Origin of the sequence: Caballeronia catudaia (genome assembly GCF_001544755.2) — a bacterium.
Classification (GTDB): Bacteria; Pseudomonadota; Gammaproteobacteria; order Burkholderiales; family Burkholderiaceae; genus Caballeronia; species Caballeronia catudaia.
Map to the genome: position 1 here is coordinate 15,270 of NZ_FCOF02000016.1, position 18,331 is coordinate 33,600.

General features: G+C 60.1%; 16 protein-coding genes and 2 pseudogenes. 8 read left to right on the top strand and 10 right to left on the bottom strand.

Features of this window, described 5'->3' with window-relative positions:
* Positions 1 to 8 precede the first annotated feature (8 nt).
* Complete coding sequence (locus tag AWB75_RS18375; RefSeq protein ID WP_061125515.1) at positions 9 to 1,193, bottom strand: chromate transporter; 1,185 nt, start codon at positions 1,191 to 1,193, stop codon at positions 9 to 11.
* Positions 1,190 to 2,170: a chromate resistance protein ChrB domain-containing protein gene (locus tag AWB75_RS18380; protein WP_061125516.1), complete on the bottom strand. Its 981-nt coding sequence runs from the start codon at positions 2,168 to 2,170 to the stop codon at positions 1,190 to 1,192. Before AWB75_RS18380 ends, AWB75_RS18375 begins: the two co-directional genes overlap by 4 nt.
* Positions 2,171 to 2,224: 54 nt before the next feature.
* On the opposite strand from AWB75_RS18380, the pseudogene AWB75_RS18385 reads away from it, so the two are divergent.
* Positions 2,225 to 2,587 (top strand): annotated as a pseudogene (locus AWB75_RS18385) (3-keto-5-aminohexanoate cleavage protein); the annotation flags it as partial.
* 210 nt (positions 2,588 to 2,797) lie between these two features.
* Here the strand turns inward: AWB75_RS18385 and hpnJ are convergent.
* Positions 2,798 to 4,219: a hopanoid biosynthesis associated radical SAM protein HpnJ gene (hpnJ, locus tag AWB75_RS18390; protein WP_061125518.1), complete on the bottom strand. Its 1,422-nt coding sequence runs from the start codon at positions 4,217 to 4,219 to the stop codon at positions 2,798 to 2,800.
* Positions 4,220 to 4,708: 489 nt separating this feature from the next.
* Between hpnJ and AWB75_RS18395 the strand changes: the two genes are divergently transcribed.
* Complete coding sequence (locus AWB75_RS18395; protein ID WP_235012151.1) at positions 4,709 to 5,092, top strand: hypothetical protein; 384 nt, start codon at positions 4,709 to 4,711, stop codon at positions 5,090 to 5,092.
* Between the two features lie 313 nt (positions 5,093 to 5,405).
* On the opposite strand, the gene AWB75_RS18400 is transcribed toward AWB75_RS18395, so the two are convergent.
* The 7 genes and pseudogenes from AWB75_RS18400 to AWB75_RS18425 form a co-directional block, all read right to left on the bottom strand.
* The gene (locus AWB75_RS18400; protein ID WP_061125519.1) at positions 5,406 to 6,416 is read right to left on the bottom strand and encodes a lysylphosphatidylglycerol synthase domain-containing protein; all 1,011 of its coding nucleotides are present in this window, start codon (positions 6,414 to 6,416) and stop codon (positions 5,406 to 5,408) included.
* A gap of 46 nt (positions 6,417 to 6,462) precedes the next feature.
* Entirely contained in the window at positions 6,463 to 7,647 is a 1,185-nt protein-coding gene (hpnI, locus tag AWB75_RS18405) for a bacteriohopanetetrol glucosamine biosynthesis glycosyltransferase HpnI (protein ID WP_061125520.1), read from the bottom strand.
* A gap of 110 nt (positions 7,648 to 7,757) precedes the next feature.
* Positions 7,758 to 8,033 (bottom strand): annotated as a pseudogene (locus AWB75_RS39455) (IS3 family transposase); the annotation flags it as partial.
* A gap of 186 nt (positions 8,034 to 8,219) precedes the next feature.
* Positions 8,220 to 8,915 (bottom strand): hypothetical protein, encoded by a 696-nt coding sequence (locus AWB75_RS18410; protein WP_061125521.1) that lies wholly within the window; start codon positions 8,913 to 8,915, stop codon positions 8,220 to 8,222.
* 27 nt (positions 8,916 to 8,942) lie between these two features.
* Positions 8,943 to 9,836 (bottom strand): fumarylacetoacetate hydrolase family protein, encoded by an 894-nt coding sequence (locus tag AWB75_RS18415; RefSeq protein ID WP_061125522.1) that lies wholly within the window; start codon positions 9,834 to 9,836, stop codon positions 8,943 to 8,945.
* A gap of 10 nt (positions 9,837 to 9,846) precedes the next feature.
* Entirely contained in the window at positions 9,847 to 10,686 is an 840-nt protein-coding gene (locus AWB75_RS18420; protein ID WP_327219305.1) for a 2-keto-4-pentenoate hydratase, read from the bottom strand.
* Complete coding sequence (locus tag AWB75_RS18425; protein ID WP_061125524.1) at positions 10,661 to 11,467, bottom strand: IclR family transcriptional regulator; 807 nt, start codon at positions 11,465 to 11,467, stop codon at positions 10,661 to 10,663. Before AWB75_RS18425 ends, AWB75_RS18420 begins: the two co-directional genes overlap by 26 nt.
* Positions 11,468 to 11,553: 86 nt before the next feature.
* On the opposite strand from AWB75_RS18425, the gene AWB75_RS18430 reads away from it, so the two are divergent.
* The 6 genes from AWB75_RS18430 (at position 11,554) to AWB75_RS18455 (ending at position 18,322) form a co-directional block, all read left to right on the top strand.
* Complete coding sequence (locus AWB75_RS18430) at positions 11,554 to 12,987, top strand: MFS transporter (RefSeq protein WP_061125525.1); 1,434 nt, start codon at positions 11,554 to 11,556, stop codon at positions 12,985 to 12,987.
* Positions 12,988 to 13,107: 120 nt separating this feature from the next.
* Positions 13,108 to 13,560 carry a cupin domain-containing protein gene (locus AWB75_RS18435; RefSeq protein ID WP_061125628.1) on the top strand — a complete coding sequence of 151 codons (453 nt, stop codon included), beginning with the start codon at positions 13,108 to 13,110 and terminating at the stop codon, positions 13,558 to 13,560.
* Between the two features lie 66 nt (positions 13,561 to 13,626).
* Complete coding sequence (locus AWB75_RS18440; protein ID WP_061125526.1) at positions 13,627 to 14,463, top strand: shikimate dehydrogenase family protein; 837 nt, start codon at positions 13,627 to 13,629, stop codon at positions 14,461 to 14,463.
* A gap of 26 nt (positions 14,464 to 14,489) precedes the next feature.
* Positions 14,490 to 15,509 carry a Gfo/Idh/MocA family protein gene (locus AWB75_RS18445; RefSeq protein ID WP_061125527.1) on the top strand — a complete coding sequence of 340 codons (1,020 nt, stop codon included), beginning with the start codon at positions 14,490 to 14,492 and terminating at the stop codon, positions 15,507 to 15,509.
* 23 nt (positions 15,510 to 15,532) lie between these two features.
* Complete coding sequence (locus AWB75_RS18450) at positions 15,533 to 16,561, top strand: alpha/beta fold hydrolase (protein ID WP_061125629.1); 1,029 nt, start codon at positions 15,533 to 15,535, stop codon at positions 16,559 to 16,561.
* A 462-nt stretch (positions 16,562 to 17,023) separates the two neighbouring features.
* Positions 17,024 to 18,322, top strand: coding sequence for an ATP-grasp domain-containing protein (locus AWB75_RS18455; protein ID WP_061125528.1), 1,299 nt, complete (start codon positions 17,024 to 17,026; stop codon positions 18,320 to 18,322).
* Positions 18,323 to 18,331 lie beyond the last annotated feature (9 nt).

The window sequence follows — 18,331 nt, forward strand, 5'->3', positions numbered from 1 at the left end:
ACCTCCGCTCAGTGCGCGTACAGGTGGTGAAGCGGAAAGACCGCCAGACCGATGAGCGCAGCGGCCGATACGATGACAGGCTCTTGCAGCTTCCTGAAACGCCACAGCAGCAGAACTGTCGCAACGGCGAGCAGCGCGGTCGGCCAGTCGACGATCGACCGTTTCGCGATCACGATCACCGAGCCCGCGATGGCGCCAACCGCAGCCGCGGTGATGCCATCGACGAACGCTTTCACGGCAGGACGCCTTCCGTACTTCTTGAAGTACGGCGCCGGGAGCACGGTGAAAAGATAGCAAGGCAGGAACGTGCCGAGCGCGGCGACACAGGCACCGGGAAGACCCGCCACAAGATAGCCAATGAATCCAACGGTAATGACGACCGGCCCAGGCGTGATCATCGCGACGGCCACGGCATCGACAAATTGCTTTTCGTTCAGCCAGTGGTGCTCGGTGACCACGCCGCCGTACAGGAACGGAACGATTGCGAGTCCCGATCCAAAGACGAACGCGCCCGCCTTCGCGAAGAACAGGCCGATCTGACTGAGCAAGGAAAGATCTATGCCACTCAGCGCACTGCTTAGCGCGGGTGCCTGGGCTGAAACCAGCGCATTCGCACCGCCTTTGCCGAGCCACGCGGGCGGCGACCGCCGAAACATGTTCACTAGTCCGCCTGCAATGAACAGCCAGGCGATCTCGGACTCGGTAACAACGGTCACGACGATGAGCACCAGAAAGATGCCCCACAGGGTCTTGTCCCCGCCGAGCGTCTTATTGGTCAGCTTGTACGCGCTCATCGCGATGATCCCGACGACGGCTGCGCCGACGCCGTAGAAAACCGCCTGCATCCAGGGCAAGCCGCCGAAATGCATGTACGCCCAGCCGAGCGCCACGACCATGAGAAAGGACGGCAGCACGAAAGCAACGCCGACCGTCGTCGCGCCGATGACGCGGTAATGCACATACCCAAGGTAGATCGACAGTTGTGCGGCCAACGGTCCCGGCATCATCTGCGCGAGCGCGAGGCCTTCACGATAGTCGTCGTCGCTGATCCACCCGCGCCTTTCAACCAAATCCCGGTGCATGAAACCGACGAGCGCAACGGGACCGCCGAAACCGAACGTGCCAAGCTTCAGCATATACAGCAACAGTTGACCAAGCGAATAGGAAGGCGTGGCGGTCGCCGTCGTGCTCATGATCGACCTCCTTGGTCCGCGCTTTTCGCGACCGCCGCAAAATGTGTATACATGGAATCGAGCACGCGGCCTATCTCGTCGAGTAATGCGTCGTCGTCGGCAGTGCGTTCACGAGCGCCCGCCATGATGGCCTCGAAGCCGATCGCCTCGGGCACGGGAGCGCCGCCAACATCGAGGGCGTGGACCATCGCGGCGAGACGCAGCAACGCGGGGTCGCTCTCAAGCTCGAAGCTCGCCATCAAGACCTCGAACGTGACGCGTTCACCTACGTGCGTGAACGCTGCGCCATCGAAGTCAAAACCGAGAGCATTCGGCGGGCAAGCGTCGGGCGATGTAAGCCAGATGAACCGACTGTCGGGATCAATGAAGCGGCGGATAAGCCATGCGCTCGCCACGCGATCGACCCAGATACGCTGCCGTGTCGCCCATGTGCGGCCTCGGTAATCCTTCAGCGCAAGCGTTCGGATCTCCCGTTCAGCCGGGTGCGGCTCGCCCGGGGACATCACGGTATCGACGTGCGCCACGAATTCCTGCCAAGCCACTTCCGCGCGGGTTGCAGCCTCAGTGGGAAAAAAGTCGATCGCAACGATGCTTTCGTAATCCTTGCGCAAGCGCCGCATCAGTCGCCGCAGTTCCGTTTCGGCCTGCCCGAAGACAATTTTGCGCGCGTCACTTAGGGCGCCGATCAGGGCGTCGTAGTCGTCGGATCGGTCGAACAGGTCGCGAAACTCGGCTTCCTGCTCTTGATCCAGACTGGGCGCTCGCAGCAGATGCGCCGTGCCGCCGCTCTCGCCGATGGCCGTCGCAAGCTCACGGAGCGCCGTTTCCCGCTCAGCCGTGAACGGGAGCAAATAAATGCCGTCGCGCAGGACCGCGCAACCCTTTGCTTTGAGCGCACGCCAGAACCGCATGCGCGCGGTGGCGTTCTCCGTAGGCAGCGTCAGAATCAACAGAGACCAAGTGGAAAGAGCGTTCATGTAACGTATGCTACTTCTTCGTCTTGATCTCTACAAGAAACTCTTGGCACCTGCAACCTCGCCAACATCCTGCGTGCGGCTCTTGACGGGGCGGTCATAACTGTCGAAAGTTCGGTGCTGAATGTATTGCCGGTGAACATGATCGGCATGGCCTTAGGCGTGCATGTGCGATGCGGCATCGAGGACGTGCTGTGGAACCAGACCCGCACCGGCAAGATGAGCTCCGTCGAACAGATCAGGCAACTGGTGCGCATCGCCGGAGAGTTGGGCCGTCCGATTGCCACGGCGCAGCAGGCACGCGAGATCATGAAGATCGGCGTCTTTTACGAAACCGCGGACGAAACGCTTCAAGCCAATGGATTCGCGCCGAACCGCAACGGTGGAAATCAGGGATTTCTAAGAACGCAAGCGAAGTAACACCGGGGCGCCACGCGTTTCCGACGCGTGGCTGCCTATTTACAGCGGGCATTCAACACGATGGGCGTCTGTCTTCGGACCCGGAGCAGCCCCTCCACCACAATGGCTCCCGGGTGTCGGTTTAAGGAGAATACCGGTCGGTGCCATGAAACTACGGTGAGCCGACAATGGGCAGCTGTTGACTGTACTCGCGCGAATGACTAGCCAGCCTCACGCCTTGTGGTCCCGGAGAAATCTGAAGAACTGCACGCCTTCCTCCAGGCGCCGCTTCATCATTTCCCAACTGACCAGCATCTCGCGGACGATTTCCCAGATTTTCGTCGGTCTGAAATAAAAGCGCTTGTAGAACTCCTCGACGCCAAGAAAAATCTCTTCGCGCGACAAGTGCGGATAGCCGATAGTCGATTGCTGGGTGCCCGCGGAACTTACAAGCGTGATGACCTTGCTTTCTTCCAGCCAGCCGTTCTCGACCGCCTGCTTATGAAGGACCGTTCCCGGATAAGGCGCAGCGAGCGACACCTGGATCGTGTGCGGATTTATCTCTTTCGCGTACTGGATGGTCTTCTGTATCGTCTCGTGCGTTTCCCCGGGAAGCCCGAGAATGAACGTGCCGTGAATCTTGATGCCCAGCTTGCGGCAATCGTCACTGAAGCGGCGTGCCATATCGGTTCGCAGCCCCTTTTTGACATTGACGAGAATCTGGTCGTCGCCCGATTCATAGCCGACGAGCAAAAGCCGCAGACCGTTCTCCTTCATCACCTTGAGTGTCGAATACGGGACGTTCGCTTTAGCGTTGCATGACCATGTCACGCCGAGCTTGCCCAGGCCGCGAGCGATCTCCTCGGCCCTCGGCCTGAGATCGGTGAAGGTATCGTCATCGAACATGATCTCCTTCACTTCCGGCATGTTGTCCCTGATCCATTTCACTTCTTCAAGGACGTGCTCGACCGAGCGGGTGCGATAGCGGTGCCCCCCGACCGTATGCGGCCAGAGGCAGAAGGTGCACCGCGACTTGCAGCCTCGGCCCGTGTAGATCGAGACATACGGATGCTTGAGGTAGCCGCTGAAGTAGTTCTCGCTCTTGAGGTCACGCTTGTAGACGGGCGCAACGAACGGCAACTGGTCCATGTCTTCGAGAATCGGCCGGGCGTCGTTGTGCGTGATTCCGCCGTCAGGCAAACGATAGCTCAGACCCAGAATCGATTCGAACGGAACTCCCTGCGCGATGTCGCGACAGGTGAAGTCGAATTCTTCACGGCACACGAAATCGATCGCATCGCTTGCGGCAAGCGAACCGTGAGGATCGACGGCCACCTTCGCTCCGACCATCCCGATCAGGATGCTTGGCTTGCGTCGCTTCAAATGCTCCGCGAACTGCGCATCGCTCGAAAACGATGGCGAGCTCGTATGAATGATGACCAGGTCGTATTCCTGAGCAATGTCGAGCGTCTCATCCAAGGACAGGCCATCTGCGGGCGCGTCCACGACGCGGCTGTCCTCGACCAGCGCGGCAGGCTGCGCAAGCCACGTTGGATACCAGAAGGATCGAATCTCGCGTCTCGTCTGAAAACGTGAGCCCGCTCCGCCATCGAAGCCGTCGAACGAAGGTGCCTGTAGAAACAGCGTTTTCATAGATGCCCTCAAAGATAACGCTTGCAGGGATAAGTGGGCGGCAGGATTCGCCGGCCGTCGGCGATGTTCGCGGATTGACTCAAGCTTTAAAAAAACTATGCTGGTCACTCTGGACAGCCCGTACGGGCGCCACCCTCTCCGGTGGGAACCCCCAACCGCAGGAGGGCTGCTAAAGAATACTACGACTCCCGACCTTTGAATTGCAAACCTCAGTCCCTTTGCCTTCGGTCGATTTTTACATCGAGGTTACTGCTTTGACCGCGTGTGATATCGGTGACCTGTGTCGCGAGACGCAGTGCGACGGGACCTCTGTTGTACGCACGGTGAAGCCTACAATGAGCTTCCGCTCGATGGTATGAGAACGTTTACACGCGTCGAGAAATTCGACTGCATACGCGGTTTGCCGCATACTGGCAGCCGCGCCGGACGGCACCAACGTGCGCAGCGGCCCGCCAGTAACGGGCTGTGGTTGGATCGACGTGGATGCGCATGTTCGCGCCGCCCAGTGCTCGAAAGCGGGAGGCGATCGCGATGACCCAAAGCGGAGACGATACGGACGGCGTGCCCGTCGGCAATGGTCAGCGCATCAGCCCAGCCGAATTTTTGCTAATGGCGGGCTTTCTTGCATATCGCGCCCCGCTGGCGTCGGCCGATGCCAGAGCGGCGGCCCGACGCGTATTGGTCGCCGTTCTCGAAGTAGCAGCCGCGCGCGGATTCGCTGATTCAGATGTTCTCCAGGCAATGATGGCGAACGCCGAAAAGTCTTCGCGCATATTGATGCTGGCGGAGCAAGCCGCGACTGCTGTCGGCAATACGGCCGCTTACCTGCACGTGATTCGCAGCGCTGGCGTAATGATGGAATCGGACTCGTAAAAGCAGTTGGGAACCAACGGTCGCCTGATCGGGCATGCCCTGCGGCAGCACCGGCGCGCGGCAGCCCTGAATAAACAGTTCGACAGCGAACCCGTCAAAGAGAGGTCCATCCATTCTGGAAGCGCCCAGTTGAATGCAACGCTACAAATTAGGAGATCATTCGAACAGCTTGCGTCGAAACTGCGGGCCGCAGCTGTTCTGGCGGGATCGTCTTCAAAGCCGCATCGATGATGCAGGATCGCGCCGCCGTTCTTCTGGCTGAACAAATTTGATTGCAGTTACCAAAAACTGTCGCTTCGTTTCAGCGAAGCTTTCACTCCCCAGTCGCATGACCCGCCTTCACAGCCGCTGAGCGAGGCAGGCCAAACGAACGTTCAGCCACGTGCCAGTAGACGAGCCCCGGCACAAAGAACAGCAGATCCCGCACGCGCCGCGCGCCTGCCAGTGCGAGGCAGGTGGGTGCATCGAGACCCAGCATGCCGCCGATCAGAACGAAGCCGCCTTCTTGCACGCCGATGCTGCCCGGCACGACAAAGGCCACACTGCTTACGAGCTGGATCAGTGCCTCGAGCACGAACGCGGTCGCGAAGTTCACGTTGGAGCCGAGCACACGCAAGGCAACCCAGATCTCGAGCGCCAGACCGAGGCATTGAAGCGTCTGCCAGATGACGAGATATCGAACCACGACGCCGGTCTGCCGCCAGATGAGCTTGATCGACTGATCGATGCGCGCCGACTTGCCAACGAGCGCGTACACCTTACCACTCGTGACTCGGTTGAGTGTTCGCGCGGCACGTTCGAACGGCCGCGCATGTTGCACGAGCGCGAACAGCAAGAGCACCGGCATGAGGCCCGCCAGACCCCACGCCAGCCTTCCCGCAAGGCGCACGGAGTCCGACGAGGCCAGCTCCGCCACGTACCCGAGCGCGATGAGTGCGAAGACCACCTGGCTGATCAACGTGAGCTGCATGTCCACGACGAGGCTCGCCACGGCCGTTGCCGGGCGCACGCCGACCCGGCCGAGCAGCCGGAATGAAACGATCTCCCCGCCAATGCGCGCCACGGGCAGCAGTCCGTTGATCGACTCACGAATCCAGACAAGCTTGAGCATGGTCGCAAGCGAGGGGCGCTCCGCATCGCGTATCAGCATGCGCCAGTCCCATGCGTTCGGCAGCATCGCCAGGATATGAACGAAGGTCGCCAGCACCAAGCCCACTCCGGCGGATTGCAGCAGATGCAGAATCGCTACAGGATCATCGCGCCAGATGAGCCACGCTGCGATCGCCGAGCCAAGCAAGGCGGCAACAGATCCGAGATATTTCATCCGGGCACGGCCTGTCCAGAAAGAGCAGTCATCGTCGACTCGTTGGTCATTTCAGGCTTGGATCACGTTGGACGCACGGCGACAACATACCGTCCTCGTCGACATCGAAGCGTTGTCCACGCCATAACACGCGGGACGAGAAGAAGCTCGCGACGTAGATTACGAACTGAAGGACATCCCAGAGCGGAAGCCAAGGAAATCCGCTGCAACGCTCACCCGTCGCGCAATCCGTCTGCCAAACCAATATCGCGCGGACGATGAGCGTCAATACGATCAGCCCACAGGCCAGCGGATTGCCCCATGAAAACAGTAGGGCGAGCAAGGCGAGCGGGAACGGATGCATCAGGATAGCACCGAGATGCCCCGTCGGATCCGCAGCGCGAATCGTGCGGCTCCAGCGCAACTCGTGGGCGATCAACTGAGAAAACGTGGCTTCGACGCAAGCGTGACCCACCGTGAACGGCGGAATGGCGACCGATAACCCGTTGCCGCGCACCGCTTCGCCGATCGCATAGTCCTCAGCGAGATGATGTGCGAACTGTGCGAGCCCGCCTATGCGCATCAGTGTCGTCTTTGTCATGGCAATCGTCTGGCCGAAGCATGGTCGCGCGCGTCCGATGGACAGTCCGGTCACTACGCCGGGCAGAAAATGATAATTGGTCATCGCGGAACTAACCCGAGGCCAGAAGCCGGGCGCGCACAATCCGCGATAAGCGCTCGTGACCAACCCGACGCCAGGTTGCTGAAGCGCGCCTACGACGTCACGGAGGAAGCTTGGGCCGACGCGTACATCGCTGTCGGCAAAGCAAAGCACATCGTGCTCCGCGCGATCCAGAATGTTTATAAGATTGGCAATCTTCCGGTTGGGCCCATTCATCCTGCCGTCCGCCACGACGGTTATGCTTTTCTCGGGAAACCGCGTGCGCAGAAAATCGACAGCGCGGAGCGCCCCATCCGAGTGGTCATGGACGCCGAAGACATATTGAACCAGTCCCGGATAGTCCTGCTCTACGAAACTTGTCAGGTTCTCCAATAACTCCCATTCCTCGCCGTGCAACGGCTTGGCGACGGTAACTGCTGGGAAGGAAACGGGCGCGAAGATCGGACGCGAAAAGAACCGGCGCATAAGGATACTGGCCGATACGGTGTACACGATGCCGAGTCCGGCACCCAGTGCAGATATCCCGGCAGCGAAGGCGAAAAACAGATGGACAACATGCGGCTGAGCCATACGCCTCCGAACCAAAGCGCCCCTGGGACATCGGAGACTGCCTGACCGATGCTTAAGATAGCCTTAGCGTCGAGGCCCCTAGTCCTCGTTTTCGATTCTTGCCGGGTGCGATGGCACAAATTGGATTGCTGGAAGGCAGCAGTCCGATGCGGGAGTGCCGTTGCACATCAGGCTTGTCCGTTATCGCGATGTAATTGAGCTTCATTGTCGCCACAAGCGACTCGGCATACCGTGCTCCGAGGTGAACGAACAGGCGTGGTCAGCGCCTCCAGGCCACGTTCCCGTGCAAAGCTGCCGGTGCGATGGTCGATGTATGCCGAGCAATTGTGCGACAGCCATTCGATGGGCGCACTGACTTGCGTTGCGCCAAAGCGCTGCTCGAGAGCGTCACGTCGCAGCGGTTTCGTTCGCCGACCCTTAGGCGACGCTCGCACTTTCGTCGTCTTAATGTCGTCTATCGGAAGGCACGCCCCCCAATCGCACGACGTGTGACTGCGGCAGTTCTCTGCGGACAGGGGCCGGGGATAGGCCGCGGTGCAGCCTCCACCCGCTCTGAAAGTGCAAACGACGCTTCACCCAGCGCTCCACGGCGTCTTGCAGCGCGTGTACTCAAGTTGATAAAGCGTGGAGAAAGGCGTAGCTGCCTCGAGTCCGAGCAGAGCAACGAGTCCGGCATTAAAAGCGTCCACCGCTGAACGGACGTGATCAGCGCGGCATCCCTCAATCAAGACGATCCATGTCGGCACCTGGGTGCCGTCAGAACGTGCCCGCTTCTCCGCTGTCTCCACCCTGCTGACTGCCTCATCGGCCAGGCAAAGGTGGACTCCCGTGATGCCGGCCATGTCGACAAGCAGTGGCAGGACGCGCTGACGCAGACTTTTCACGACTTCCGTGCGCGACGTCGAAGGCACGTCGAAACGCACCGTCACAAGATAGGCGCCCTGTCCGACACCGTCTGAATATGCTACATGGCAGATCGAGCGGGCCACGCTACGAAACGAAGGGACGACCTGCTTCGTCCAAGGCGTCGGTGAATTCAGCCGGAGGAGATAGTCTTGCGCTCCGAGCACCTCAACGGTGTCGGCTTCATAGAGATTGAAGTACTCGGGACCCGAGTCCAGCGCAATGTAACGCCGCCCGCGCCTGAACCCAGGAATTCCGGCGCGCTCGGGCATGTGCTCCCGGTTGTGCCACTCGTAGAATTCATCCTTCGCTTCCGGCAGCAGATCATGCCAAATCGCGACGACACCTGTTCCAGCAAGGCTCATATCTTTTCCTTTTGCAGGGGAGTTGTCTTATCGTGCCGACGGATACTCGCCACGGCTCCACGCCGCGCCAAGTGATTCCGAATACTGCACAATCTTCTGTGTTTGCTCGCCGAGTCCGCTACCGCCCAAGCTCATCGTATCGCCCGCTTTCAGAAAGACAGGCGGCTTTTGACCGAGGCCCACGCCGGGTGGAGTGCCGGTGATGATGACGTCGCCAGCCATGAGTGGCATGAAACGGCTGAGATACGACACAATATGCGCGACGTTGAAGATCATCGTGCGTGTGTTGCCAGTCTGGCGACGTGTGCCGTTGACGTCGAGCCACAGGTCGAGTACTTGCGGGTCGGGGATTTCATCACGCGTCACGAGCCATGGGCCGAGCGGCGCAAAGGATAAGCCGCTCTTGCCCTTGGTCCACTGGCCTTCACGTTCGAGCTGATATGCGCGTTCAGAAACGTCATTGGCGAGGCAGTAACCCGCTACATGATCCAGCGCGCTTGCTTCGTCGATCTGCCAGGCGGGTGTGCCGATCACGACGCCTAGTTCCACCTCCCAATCCAGTTTTTGCGCGTCTGTCGGCAAGATAACCGGATCGTTCGGGCCGCTGATCGAGCCCGTATGTTTGTTGAACACGACGGGTTCACGCGGGATCGGCGTATCGGTTTCGGCGGCATGATCGGAATAATTCAGACCGATGCAGACAAGGTTGCGGACGTTTCCAACACAAGCGCCAAGCCGGGTGTTCGCCTCCACGACAGGAAGGCTGTTGAAGTCGAGTCGGCGCAGGTTTGCCAGGGCGGCCGGTGAAACAGTCGTTCCATCGATATCCCCGACGACGCCGCTGAGGTCGCGGATTGCTCCGCTCGAGTCAAGGACACCGGGACGCTCTTTGCCAGGATTGCCAAAACGGACAAGACGCATTTAAGGACTCCTATTCAGAGAAGAGAAAACGAATCGGCAAGATGCCAAGATCACCAAATCCAATGTCCAACGGCCGGCCGAGCGGCAACTCGAGCACGCCCCCGTAAGAGCCCGTTATCACTGCTCGACCGGCTTGCAGTCCCAGACCCCGCTCGCGCAGGAAATTGGCTAGCCACACAATGGGCAAGAGGACATTGCCATCCGGGTGCCGGCCTTCAAGACGAACCGGAGCTTCACCGGCGGTAGTCAGACTGATGGTGAATTCGGCTGGAAGATGGTCCGGCGTCGCGCCATCAGGAAACTCCACGCGCGGCCCGATGACAAGCCCGGCGTTGAACAAACCATCCGCCAGCAATTCTGGAAACGTTAGGGACGCCGGTTGCGAGTAACGACTGCCGAGCAACTCGAGCGCGAGGTGCACGTCACCTAAAGCATCGAGCACCTCGGCTTCGCTGTATGCGTACCTTCGAGGCGGCAAGTCGCGCTTTATAAAACAGGCGAGTTCGGGCTCTGCCTTCACGGTAGACTGCGCCGAGCGGGCGCTGATGCTGCACTCAACGCTGCGGTATATCAGATCGGCGTAGATCGGCGCGGCGATGACCTTACCCGCCGTCGGCAGCGCGCATTTCCAAGCGCCGGTTTCGCGCCCAAGGGCATCACTCACCTTTCGCTGAATTGCGAAGCCCTCGTCAACCGTTGAAGGCCGCAGTTCGACGGGCAGGCGCTCAACCTGCGTGTTTTGACAACGCGCTGCAACGAGGATGCTTGCTGCCTTTTCATGCCACAAGGCCACTCGCTGAGAAGCATCAACTGGATTCGGCATCTCAGGCCGCCGCGTTGACTTGCCCATCGACGCTCTGTCGCGGCCAGACGGCTCCCAACTTCGCGGATGCCTCGCGCAGTAGCGCGTAAAAGGCGTCGTAGCGCTGCGGCGGTATGCGTAAGACCGGCCCGGCAATGCTCATCGTTCCGACTACCGCCCCATCAGTCAGCGAGCGCACGGTCACGGCCATCGCGACCACACCGGGCTCCGCCTCCTCGACGACCAGACCATAGCCGCGCTGCCTCGTCAGTTCGAGTTCCGGTATCAATCGGTCGACGCTATTGATCGCCTTCGATGTCCCCGCGCCGTTTGGCTTGCCGAGTCCTCCACGCAATGCGTGCCCGATGGCTTCGTCGTTTGACATTGCCGCCAACCACGCCTTCCCGACTGATGTCGCATGCAATGCGATGGGACTATGCATGGACGGCGAATACATGAGACCGGGCGCCGCGCCCTGGGACGCTGCGAGCCACGCGAGTGTCCCTTCATTGATCACCGTCAGCCGAACTAGCTCGTGGCACTGCGCTGCGACTTCGTCGAGGATCGGCTGCACCAAGCCTGGTAGCCCTAGACCATGCAGGTACCGCTGACCGAGCAAAGAAAGCTTCAAGGTCAAACGGTACTGGGACGTCTGTTCATCTTGTTCGGCCCAGCCCTGCTCGCACAGTTGTGCAAGCACTCGATGGGCGGGTCCTTTCTCCAGCTCGAGTTCAGTGGCGATATCGGACATACGCATCCAGCGCGCCTCCCGTGCGAGCAACTCAATCGCCTGAAGCGAACGGTCAACTGCTCCCTTGACAACTCTCATAATGTCGGTAACATGATTCTTACTGGAACGGTGTTACAACAATAAAGAATGAGCGCCGAAAAGTCAATCCAAGACGGAGACAAGTCATGAATGGAAGCACCTCGGTTGAGTCCCATCGCCAGCGCCAGTCGAAGATAGCTGCGGCCAGCGGCTGGATCGGCTCAGCACTTGAGTACTACGACTTCTTCATTTACGCGACCGCAGCGTCATTGCTTTTTCCGCAGCTCTTCTTCCCCTCTGGTAACCCTACGGTTGCCATCATCGCATCACTGGCGACCTTCGGCGTCGGCTATGTCGCCCGACCGATAGGCGCGATGGTGCTCGGCCACGTCGGCGACCGGCACGGTCGGAAGACAGTGCTCATTTTCTGCATGTTTTTAATGGGTGTCTCCACGATGGGCGTGGGACTGTTGCCGACGTATCACCAGGTCGGCATCTGGGCTCCGTTGCTGCTCGTCGTCCTCCGACTCATTCAGGGCTTTGCCGTTGCGGGAGAGGTCTCCGGCGCCAGTTCCATGATTCTTGAGCATGCACCGTTCGGCCGGCGTGGCTACTTCGCGAGCTTTACCCTGCAAGGGGTGCAAGCCGGGCAACTCCTGGCGGCAGCGGTCTTCTTGCCGTTGGCGCATTTCTTACCGAAAGATCAGTTCGCTTCCTGGGGATGGCGCATTCCGTTCCTCCTCAGCTTTGTCGTCATCATCATGGGGTACATCATTCGCCGCCAGGTTGACGAAACTCCCGCTTTTCGCGAGGAGCAGGCTCACGGCGAGGTGCCTTCCTCACCGGTTGTCGAGGTTCTCGGACAAAGTTGGGACGATGTCTTGCGCGTCGTGTGCATGGCGCTCGTTGCGGTCATCGCGCTTCTTGCTACGGTGTTCGGCGCCGCGTATGCAGTCCAGCCGGCATACGGTATCGGCTTTCCCGTTGGCGTCTTTCTTTGGATTCCCGTTCTTGGAAACATCTGCTCGGTCATACTGATTCCCTTCGTCGGTAATCTGTCTGACAAGATCGGCCGCAGGCCGCCAGTTCTTGCCGGCGTGCTCAGCGCCGGGCTGCTCTCGTTCGGCTATCTGTACGCCATCAGCATCCATAACCTCTGGCTCACGATAATTCTTTCGGTGCTGATGTGGGGCATCGCTTACCAAGGCTTCAACGGGGTGTTTCCGAGCCTTTTCCCAGAACTATTCCGCACGCGCGTGCGCGTGACGGGGATGGCCATCGGACAAAACGTTGGGACAACGCTTGCGGCACTGACGCCCACACTCTTTGTCGCCGTCGCGCCCCCCGGCACCGCCAACATTCCGCTGAAGATTGGCTTTCTAACGTTCGGCATCTGTCTCGTCGCCGCGTTCGCTGCATTCACTACGCGTGAGACGTATCGGATCCGCCTTGACGATCTTGGCGACCGCGATGCGGTGCCCGTACCCAAAGCCGAGTACGAGCGCATGCGCGGCGAAGCGATGGCCGGACGAATCGATCCAGTCGATGCGCGGGACCTCGCAAATCAGGCGCGCTCGTAACTGTTTGGGCCGGCTCCGCTGGTTGCTACCAATGTGTCGGTGGAACTTGGCTTGAGCAGGAGATAAACGATTTGACCGCGGCGCTTGCGAATAGATTGACGCCGCACAAAGGAAATGGACATGCACAACGAAGACACCCCCCGTTACGACGGCCCGCGCGAGCTTGCGCAATCTCTAAGCGCGTTTGCGCGAATCAGTGCGGCCGAAGCGCCCTGGAATCAGGAGGGCCTGCGCGCCGATTCTGAGTACCGCGACCTCGGACTCGCCACGGTAACCAACGGTCGCATCGGGGCAAAGCACATTCGTGCGCTCAAGCCGTTCACCGATCCTACTGGCTGGCACTGGCACGACATGACCGGGCACTACCTGTATGTGCTGCGCGGATCCGTGACCTTCCGTTTCGCCGGAGTTGAGGGCGACGTGAGGCTAAACGCTGGTGACGGCCTGTCGCAGCCCGCCGGTGTGCCGCATAACGTGATGTGGCGCTCCGACGATCTCGAAGTCATCGAGATCAACGAGCCCGCTGTCTACGGGACTTGGGATCTGGACGTACCGCCGGCACCCTGGAAATGACCGATCACCTTTCCGAGCAGTCAAGGTAGGACTGCGCCATCATCCAACATCGAACACCACGCAGCAATGGATCCATATATCACTGGAAAAACGCGACTCTATGGGTTAGTGGGCGATCCACTGACGGCAGCTAAGTCGCCACAATTGTTGAACCAGCTCTTTGCTGAACAGCGCGTGGACGCAGCGTGCGTGCCGTTCTGGGTGAAGGCGGAAAACCTGTCCGCCTTTGTCACCGGTGCACGAGCGATGGGCAATCTCTCCGGCATGCTCGTCACCATGCCTCATAAGCAACGGATGCTGGAATTTGTCGACGAACTACATCCGACTGCTCGTCAGGTCGGCGCGCTCAACGTCATCCGTTGCGAGGCAGATGGACGCTGGGTCGGCGCGATATTCGATGGCGTCGGTTGCGTTCTCGGGATGCAGTGGGAAGGCAACCATCCGGCGAATAAGTCGGTGCTTCTCGTCGGCGCCGGAGGCGCAGGGAGCGCCATCGCATTTGCTGTCGCGTCCGCAGGCGCTAGCAAGCTCACCATATCCGATGCCAACGAGCTTCGGGCTGGCGACCTTGCCACATCTGTTGCTGCTGAGACCAGCTGCGACGCACGTTCGGGGCCGCCCGACCCGCGAGGCTTCGACGTCGTCATCAATGCCACGCCGCTCGGCATGAAAGTCGACGATGCCATGCCGATCGATCCTGAGCGGCTCGCGCCTGGCGCCATCGTCGTCGACATCATCAATGCGTCCGAGCCGACGCCGCTTCGACGTGCCGCGCAAGCGCGCGGGTGTCGTACCCAGGACGGGGGACCGATGCATCAAGGGCAGGCTGTCTACGCACTAAAGTTCTTAGGATTCGATTACCTCCCCGATGGACGATCAGCGCAGGACCACGGCCCGCGATGACCTGGTAATTTCAAAGGAGAATATGCATGAGAGTTGCTTTGCTGGAGGTCAGCCATTGGCATGTCCCGCTCTATCTGGATGCGCTGGAAGCGCCTGGAATTGAGGTGGTTGCCGTGTCGGATGCGGAGCATGTCGAGGGCGAGGCAATCGCCGCACGATTCGGAAGCAAGCTGTACTCGTCGGCCTATGAATTGCTCGAGCGCGAGGAAGTCGATTTCGCATTCGTGTTCGGGCGGCATTCCGAGATGCCGGCGCTCGCCGAGGCGGTGATCGCCCGCAACATTCCCTTTGCACTGGAAAAACCGTGCGGCGTCAACATGTCACAGGTCACCCGGCTTCGCAAACTGACAGAAGAAGCCAACCTTTATTGCGCAGTGCCATTGATCTTCCGAATGAGCGAGTTGCTCAGTTCGCTAGAAGATGCCGAAGGGCGCATACCGTCGGACTTCAACTACATGTCCTTCCGTTTCATTGTGGGTCCGCCGAGTCGGTACGAAGCGGCCGGCGCCGGCTGGGCGCTCGATCCCGTGTACTCCGGAGGAGGATCGACAATCAACGTGGCGACTCACTTCATCGACCTGTTCAGATTGCTCACTGGCAAAGAGATCGCCCGAGTCTCTGCCACAATGAATTCAAGAACGCATCGAGGGGCCGTTGAGGACTATTCGCTGCTGACCATGCAAACCGACGACGGCGTGATCGGCCTGGTGGAAACGGGATATAGCTTCCCCAGCACCCCCGACGAGCAGCGCGAATTCTCGTTCACTCTTGCATCCGATCGTATATACGCGAAGTCCGCCCCCGACCGAATCGAGATTCGTGAAAGGAACAACCTTTCTGCCGGCACGCGAAGCCGCCGCCTCCAGCTCGAGACCGACATTTACTACCCGTTGTTCGTGAAGCAAGTGCTCACGGAATGCCGTACTGGCGCAAAGCCAATCGCGTCATTGCGTGACGCGGAGCTCATGATGCAAGTCATGGACGCGGCCTACGCATCAGCTCGCCAAGGGGGTGCGCTTCAAACTCTTGAGCCGATGACCAAGTGACGTATCTGTCAGACCGCACGCTGATGCTGCAAACAAGACATTGCAATGCGGCCGCCTATCCTGCACCACAGGAAGCGGACTGGGTCGCGCGAGATTTCCGTTTCAGCACCGGCGAAGTGATGTCGGAGGTGCGGCTGCACTACCGAACCATCGGCGACCCGTCCGGTGAGCCTGTTTTGGTCTTGCACGGCACGACGGGCACGGGCGCCAGCATGCTGATACCTGATTTCGCTGACGAGTTATTCGGCCCCGGGCAACCGCTAGATGCCAACAAGTATTTCATCATCCTTCCGGACGCGCTAGGAGCCGGTGGATCGTCCAAGCCGTCCGACGGACTGCGCACGCGATTCCCGGCTTATAACTATGACGACATGGTGCTCGCGCAGCACCGGCTTCTCACTGAGCACCTGAACATCCGGCACCTGCGCCTGTTGATCGGCAACTCGATGGGCGGCATGCACGCATGGATCTGGGGGGTGCGCTATCCGGATTTCATGGACGCGCTCGTGCCAATGGCGTCGCAACCGACTGAGATGTCCGGCCGCAACTGGATGCTGCGCCGCATGCTCATTGAGATGGTCCGAAACGATCCAGAGTACCGGGGCGGCGATTACACCAGCCAACCCAGATCGCTGCGCCTTTCCAACGTCTTTTTTGCGCTGGCTACCAACGGTGGCACCCTCGCCTGCCAAAAGGCGGCGCCGACGATCGAACTGGCCGACAAGTACGTCGACGACAAGTTGGCGCAGCCGTTCACATTGGATGCCAACGACTTCATATACCAGTGGAGCGCCTCACGCGGTTATAACCCTGCACCCGGTTTGCGGAACGTGAAGGCTGCGGTCCTCGCCATCAATGCCGCCGACGATGAGCGCTATCCGCCGGAGACCGGCTTGATGGAGCGCGCGATGCAGCTTGTGCGCAACGGCCGGCTGCTTCTGATCCCTGCCAGCGAGGATACGTGCGGCCACGGGACGAACGCACTGGCTCGCTTCTACAAGCGCGAGCTGCATGAACTGCTGCGAACGGCCCCACGCAGGGTCGGGGAGTAACGCCTCTACGGGCGTACCGCTAACGTCCTCCGATTCGAGCCGTCGCTTCGCTGTCGCCTTGAACGTCCGCTGCGTTAAGGACACGGTCGCACTGGGCTGCCCGCCGTTACGGCATTGATAACGTTTGAACATCAATGCTTCCGAAAATCGCACTTCTCGTTTGAGCCGTCCTGAGCAAATATTCATGCTCAAGACGTTCATAAACGCACGACCAAGAACGCATCGGCGACAGGCGCGAACCGCTGAACCGCGTTTCGCCGCATCCCACGGCGAGCCCGATCACGGGCGCCGCCACCGGTCGCCGACGCGCGTCTCGCATGATCCACCTCGCTACTTGAAACCTGCCGCCGCTTTCGAGCGTGTCCACGGCAGCGGTGCATCTCGCGTCTGCAGCAGCGAGCGGAATGAATACCGGATACCTGCTTCATTCGTCATTGCCATGAAATTTAGGAGACACTTCACATGCAAATCACCGGAATGTTGCACGGCGCGCGCCTGTTGCAATTCGTTGGCTTTCCGTCCAGCGAAGTGCTGGGTCCAGGCGCCAGCGAAGAAGAGATCAAGTCGCTCATTGACCGACACGGTCAGATATTCATCAAGCCGGTGTTCAAGGGCGGCGTGGGCAAGAAAGGCAAAGCCGGCCTGCTCGGCCGCGCGACGGACCTCAAGACCGCGCTCGCGGAAAAAGAGCGCTTGTTCTTTGCCGAGCACGTGGTAGGTCATGTCAGGGCCAAGGCGAACGGCGTGACATTCGAAGCGGGTGTGCCCGCCAAGCACGAAGTCTACTTTTCCATCACCGATTCCACGCGCTTTCGCGCGCCGACGATGACACTGTCGCACATGGGCGGCATGGATATCGAGGAGGTCGACCCGAAGCACGTCGCAATGGTGCCATTCGATGCGCTGACGGGATTGAAGGCGTTCGTCGTCGCCAATGCGCTGAGCGAAATCGGCGCCCCGCGTGAAATCATCTCGCCACTCGTGCAGCAGTTGCCGAAGCTCTGGGAGCTATTCCACGACTTCGGCATGACGACGCTCGAACTCAACCCGATCCGCATGCGCGAGGACAAAAAGGGACGCCTCACGCCCGTAGCGTGCGACTTCAAGTGCGGATTCGACCGCGACGATCCGCGCTTCTCGCGGCTCGGTCTCCCGGCCCATCTGTTCGCCGCCGACTACTCGGACTTCGAGCAGGAGATCAATCAGCTGCGCACGCACCAAGGCCAAAGCGATGTCTATGTTATCAACGACAAGGGAACCATCCTTGCGCCCACCTTCGGCGGCGGCGCGAACTCACTCGTCACGGAAATGCTCGGCGATGCGGCCATCATCTCGTCGGACTTTGGCGGCAATCCTCCATACGAAAAGATGAAGGAAGTGGCGCGCATCTGCTTCAGACACTGGCTGAAGCAATCGAACGTGCTGTTCATCATCGGCGGTAAGTCGAACAACACCGACATCTACGAAACACTGCGCGCGATGGCCGATGCGCTGCGCGAGCACTTCAGCGAGCACGGACCGACACCGCTCTATGTCGTGCTCGGGCGCGGCGGCCCGAACCTCGTGCGAGGTATGTCTGCACTGCGCGACACCTGCGATGCGCTCGGCCTGCCCTATCGCTTGTTCGGCTTCGACTCCGACATCAGCGAAGTGATCCAGTACGCGCGCCGCGCCGATACATGGATGCAATCGGGTGGACGCGCGCAAGTCGCGGCGCGCATCGGCGCGCGCGAAGCTCATTCGCAGACGGCATCGGCTTGAGGAGATCGA